Origin of the sequence: Streptomyces muensis (genome assembly GCF_021474425.1) — a bacterium.
Lineage (GTDB): Bacteria > Actinomycetota > Actinomycetes > Streptomycetales > Streptomycetaceae > Streptomyces > Streptomyces muensis.
In genome coordinates this window covers 1-4,501 of the sequence record NZ_JAKEIP010000431.1, presented here as the reverse complement: position 1 = coordinate 4,501, position 4,501 = coordinate 1, and the positions used below count along the sequence as shown (strand labels likewise).

Genomic DNA, 4,501 nt, shown 5'->3' with positions numbered 1-4,501 from the left:
GGCGGGAGCGGTGGCAGCGCAGGGTGATCGGGGATCGAGGGGGGACGGTGTGACTGGCGTGACCGGTATGGCTGACGTGGCCGGCGTGGACGAGGGCGGGAGCGAAGGCCGGGTCCGTGGACCGCTGTTGCTCGGTGTGCGGCATCACGGGCCGGGGTCGGCGCGGGCCGTTCGGGCGGCGTTGGACGCGGCTCGGCCGCGCACCGTGCTGATCGAGGGGCCACCGGAGGCCGATGCCCTGATCGCGCTCGCCGCCGACGAGGCCATGCGGCCGCCGGTCGCCCTCCTCGCCCACGCCGTGGACGAGCCCGGCCGCTCGGCCTTCTGGCCGTTGGCCGAGTTCTCCCCGGAGTGGGTCGCGATCCGCTGGGCCCTGGAGCACCAGGTCCCGGCCCGCTTCATCGACCTGCCGGCCACGCACACGCTGGCGTGGGGGGAGGACGCGGAGCGGGTGCCGGCCGGCAAGGAAGGCGTGGACGGCGTGGACGGCGAGGAGGGTCCGGTCGACGGCAACGGCCCCGACGCCGGCCGGGCACCCGGCGCCGGCGCGGCCGCCGACGTCCGGGTCGATCCCCTCGCCGTTCTCGCGGAGGTCGCCGGATACGACGATCCCGAGCGGTGGTGGGAGGACGTCGTCGAGCATCGGGGGACCGGGGACGGGGACGCGTTCGCTCCTTTCCTCGGGCTCGAAGAGGCCATGGGGGCGTTGCGGGAGGCGTACGGCAGTGGGGGGCATGAGCGGGATCTCGTGCGGGAGGCGTACATGCGGCTCCAAGTGCGGGCCGCCCAGCGGGAGTTCGGTGACGAGGTGGCCGTCGTGTGCGGGGCGTGGCATGTACCCGCGCTGCGGTGGAAGACCACCGTCGCCGCCGACAAGGCACTGCTGAAGGGCCTGGCCAAGGTCAAGGCCGACATGACCTGGGTGCCGTGGACCAACCGCCGGCTGGCCCGGGCCAGCGGGTACGGGGCGGGGATCGAGTCACCGGGGTGGTACGGGCATCTCTTCGGGGCGCCGGACCGGCCGGTCGAGCGGTGGATGACCAAGGTGGCCGGACTGCTGCGGGACGAGGACCGGATCGTGTCCTCGGCGCATGTCATCGAGGCGGTGCGGCTCGCGGAGACACTCGCGGCGATGCGCGGGCGCCCGTTGCCGGGGCTCAGTGAGACCACCGACGCGGTGCGGGCGGTGATGTGTGACGGCTCGGACGTGCCGTTGGCGCTGGTACGGGACCGGCTGGTCGTGGGGGACGTGCTGGGGGAGGTGCCGGCGTCGGCGCCGGCCGTGCCGTTGCAGCGGGACCTCGACCGGATCCAGCGTCGGTTGCGGCTGAAACCGGAGGCGCTGGAGCGGGAGTTGGAGCTCGACCTGCGCAAGGAGAACGACGCCGAGCGCAGCAGGCTGCTGCACCGGCTGCGGCTGCTCGGCGTGGGGTGGGGTGAGCAGGTGGCCTCGCGGGGCAGTACGGGGACGTTCCGGGAGACCTGGCGGCTGCGGTGGGAGCCCGAGTTGTCGGTGCGGGTCGCCGAGGCCGGGGTGTGGGGGACCACCGTGTTCGCCGCGGCGACCGCCAAGGCGGAGGGGGACGCCGTCGCCGCGCAGGCGCTGGCCGACGTCACCGCGCTAGCGGAGCGCTGTCTGCTGGCCGAACTGCCGGACGCGCTGCCCACGGTGATGCGGGTCCTGGCCGACCGGGCCGCCCTCGACGCCGATGTCGGCCATCTGGCCCAGGCCCTGCCCGCGCTGGTCCGTTCCCTGAGATACGGCGATGTGCGCGGCACGGACACCGCGGCGATGACCGATGTCGCCGCGGGGCTCGCCGAGCGCGTCTTCGTCGGCCTGCCCCCGGCGTGCGCCGCGCTGGACGCGGACGCCGCCGAGGAGATGCGGCGTCATGTCGACGCGGTGCATGGAGCGGTGGGGTTGCTGGGCGATGCGGTGGCCTCGGGGGCGGGGCCGGAGGTGCGGGGCGGGGTGCCCGCGTCGGCGCCGGGCGCTGAAGGTTCCGTTCCGGGGCAGGGCGTACCGAGCCCTGATGTCACTCCGAGCAAGCCGGCCGCGCTCGGGCACGGTGGTCTTCGGGTGCGGTGGCACGCGGTGCTTCGGGTGTTGTCCGTGCGGGACACCGTGCCAGGTGTCATCAGGGGGCGGGGTGTGCGGCTGCTGCTGGATGACGGGCAGTTGGGGCAGGAGGAAGTGGCTCGGTTGATGGGGCTGGCTCTGTCGCCGGGGACGCCGCCCGGGGACGCGGCCGCGTGGATCGAGGGGTTCGTCGGCGGTGGTTCGGGCGGCGGGATGCTGCTCGTGCACGACGAGCGGCTGCTCGGGCTGGTCGACGCGTGGCTGACGGGGGTGTCGGCGGAGGCGTTCACGGATGTGCTGCCGCTGCTGCGGCGGACCTTCTCGGCGTATGAGCCGGGGGTGCGGCGGACCTTGGGGGAGTTGGTTCGGCGTGGGCCGGGGGAACGGGGGCGTGCGGCGGTCGGCGGTGGTTCCGGGATACCCGGTTTCGCGGCCGGTCTCGATGTCGGGCGGGCGGATGCGGTCGTGCCGGTGGTGCGGCTGCTGTTGGGCCTGGACCAGGTGGACATGGGCCGGGAGGGCGCCGGGGGCGGTCTCGCGGACAACGGTCTTGTGGAGGTGGCGGGATGACGGTTGGTGGAGTGAGGGAGTCGAGGGAGCGGGCCGGAGTGGTGGGCGCCGTGCGGCGGCCGGGCGGGTTCGTGGTGCAGGGGCGGCCGATGACGACGACCGTGCCGGTGATGCCCCTGTGGGAGCGGCCTCGTGAAGGAGTGTGCCGATGACGGTCGAGGCGACGGAGCCGGCCCAGGAGCGGCTGCGGCGGTGGCGGATGGTGCTGGGCGGGGACAGCGCCGACGGCACCGGGTGTGCGCTCTCCGGGCGGGACGCGGCGATGGACGGGGCGCTCACCGCTCTCTACGGCAAGGGGGACAAGGGGCGGTCCGGGAAGGACCGTTCGGCGGGGCTCGGGGCGTCGGCGCCGTCCGTGGCGCGGTGGCTCGGGGACATCCGGACGTACTTCCCCTCGTCCGTCGTCCAGGTCATGCAGCGGGACGCCATCGACCGGCTCGGGCTGTCCACGTTGCTGCTGGAGCCGGAGATGCTGGAGGCGGTGGAGGCGGACGTGCACCTCGTGGGCACGCTGCTCTCGCTCAACCGGGCGATGCCGGAGACCACGAAGGAGACGGCTCGGGCCGTTGTGCGCAAGGTCGTCGAGGACCTGGAGAAGCGGCTCGCCACCCGTACCCGGGCCACTCTCACCGGCGCGCTCGACCGCAGTGCCCGGGTCAACCGGCCACGCCACCACGACATCGACTGGAACCGCACGATCGCGGCCAACCTCAAGCACTACCTCCCGGAGTACCGGACGATCGTGCCGGAGCGGCTGATCGGGTACGGGCGGGCGTCGCAGTCCGTGAAGAAGGAGGTCGTCCTCTGCATCGACCAGTCGGGGTCGATGGCGGCGTCGGTGGTGTACGCGTCGGTGTTCGGGGCCGTGCTGGCGTCCATGCGGTCCATCAATACGCGGCTCGTCGTCTTCGACACCGCCGTCGTCGACCTCACCGACCAGCTCGACGACCCGGTCGACGTGCTCTTCGGCACCCAGCTCGGTGGGGGCACCGACATCAACCGGGCGCTCGCGTACTGCCAGTCGCAGATCACCCGTCCCGCGGACACGGTCGTGGTGCTGATCAGCGACCTCTACGAGGGAGGCATACGCAACGAGATGCTCAAGCGGGTCGCCGCGATGAAGGCGTCCGGGGTGCAGTTCGTGGCGTTGCTGGCGCTGTCGGACGAGGGGGCGCCCGCGTACGACCGGGACCACGCGGCCGCGCTCGCCGCGCTGGGCGCACCGGCCTTCGCCTGTACGCCCGACCTGTTCCCGGAGGTGATGGCGGCGGCCATCGAGAAGCGGCCGATTCCGGTTCCGGACGCGGGTGATTTGTCGACCCGGTGACTACCGACTTCGGCCAGCAAAACGGACATGAGTGTGCATCGGTAGCGGGGGGCTTGCGCGACCTCGGGAGGGGCGTGCGAGGATCGACGCCTCATCAGCGGCGCGCCGGCGCGCCGCTCGTCCGTACCGCGTCCAGCTGACTCGTCGCTCGGCACGTGTACTTGCGCACTTCGTTCCGCCGCACGGGAGGACTGCCCCGTCTTGACCTGGCCAGCCATGTCACCTGCTGCCGCGCTGCGCGTCCTGCGCATCGCGGCCGGGCGGCGTGCGCTGGAGTTGGTGCTGCTGGTGGGCGGTCTGTTCGTGATCGGGTTGCTGTGCGGAGGGCAGGCGTCTGCGGCGGACGGGGTTTCGGTGGCTGGGGTCCACGTGGGCACTGCGTCCACGACGGGTTCCAAGCCGGAGGCTCCCCGGCGCGGTGAGGGCCTATCGGTACCCGCCCCCGTAACAGAGGCCGGTCACCTGGCCGGTTCGGTGGCCGAGGAACTGGCCGAGGCACCCTCACTCCCCGCAGCCCCTGCACC

The 4,501-nt window shown here is 73.2% G+C and carries 2 protein-coding genes and 1 pseudogene; all 3 read left to right on the top strand.

The genetic code is table 11. The features are described from left to right. The first annotated feature begins 67 nt into the window (after positions 1-67). Complete coding sequence (locus tag L0P92_RS42425) at positions 68-2,650, top strand: DUF5682 family protein (protein ID WP_234768480.1); 2,583 nt, start codon at positions 68-70, stop codon at positions 2,648-2,650. Between the two features lie 148 nt (positions 2,651-2,798). After that, the gene (locus L0P92_RS42420; protein ID WP_234768479.1) at positions 2,799-3,977 is read left to right on the top strand and encodes a VWA domain-containing protein; all 1,179 of its coding nucleotides are present in this window, start codon (positions 2,799-2,801) and stop codon (positions 3,975-3,977) included. 216 nt (positions 3,978-4,193) lie between these two features. Then, positions 4,194-4,501, top strand: a pseudogene (locus L0P92_RS42415) (hypothetical protein); the annotation flags it as partial.

Bases quoted from the DNA above. Each gene is read 5' to 3' on its own strand.
- L0P92_RS42425 (WP_234768480.1), top strand. From the start codon at position 68: ATGGCTGACGTGGCCGGCGTGGACGAGGGCGGGAGCGAAGGCCGGGTC.
- L0P92_RS42420 (WP_234768479.1), top strand. From the start codon at position 2,799: ATGACGGTCGAGGCGACGGAGCCGGCCCAGGAGCGGCTGCGGCGGTGG.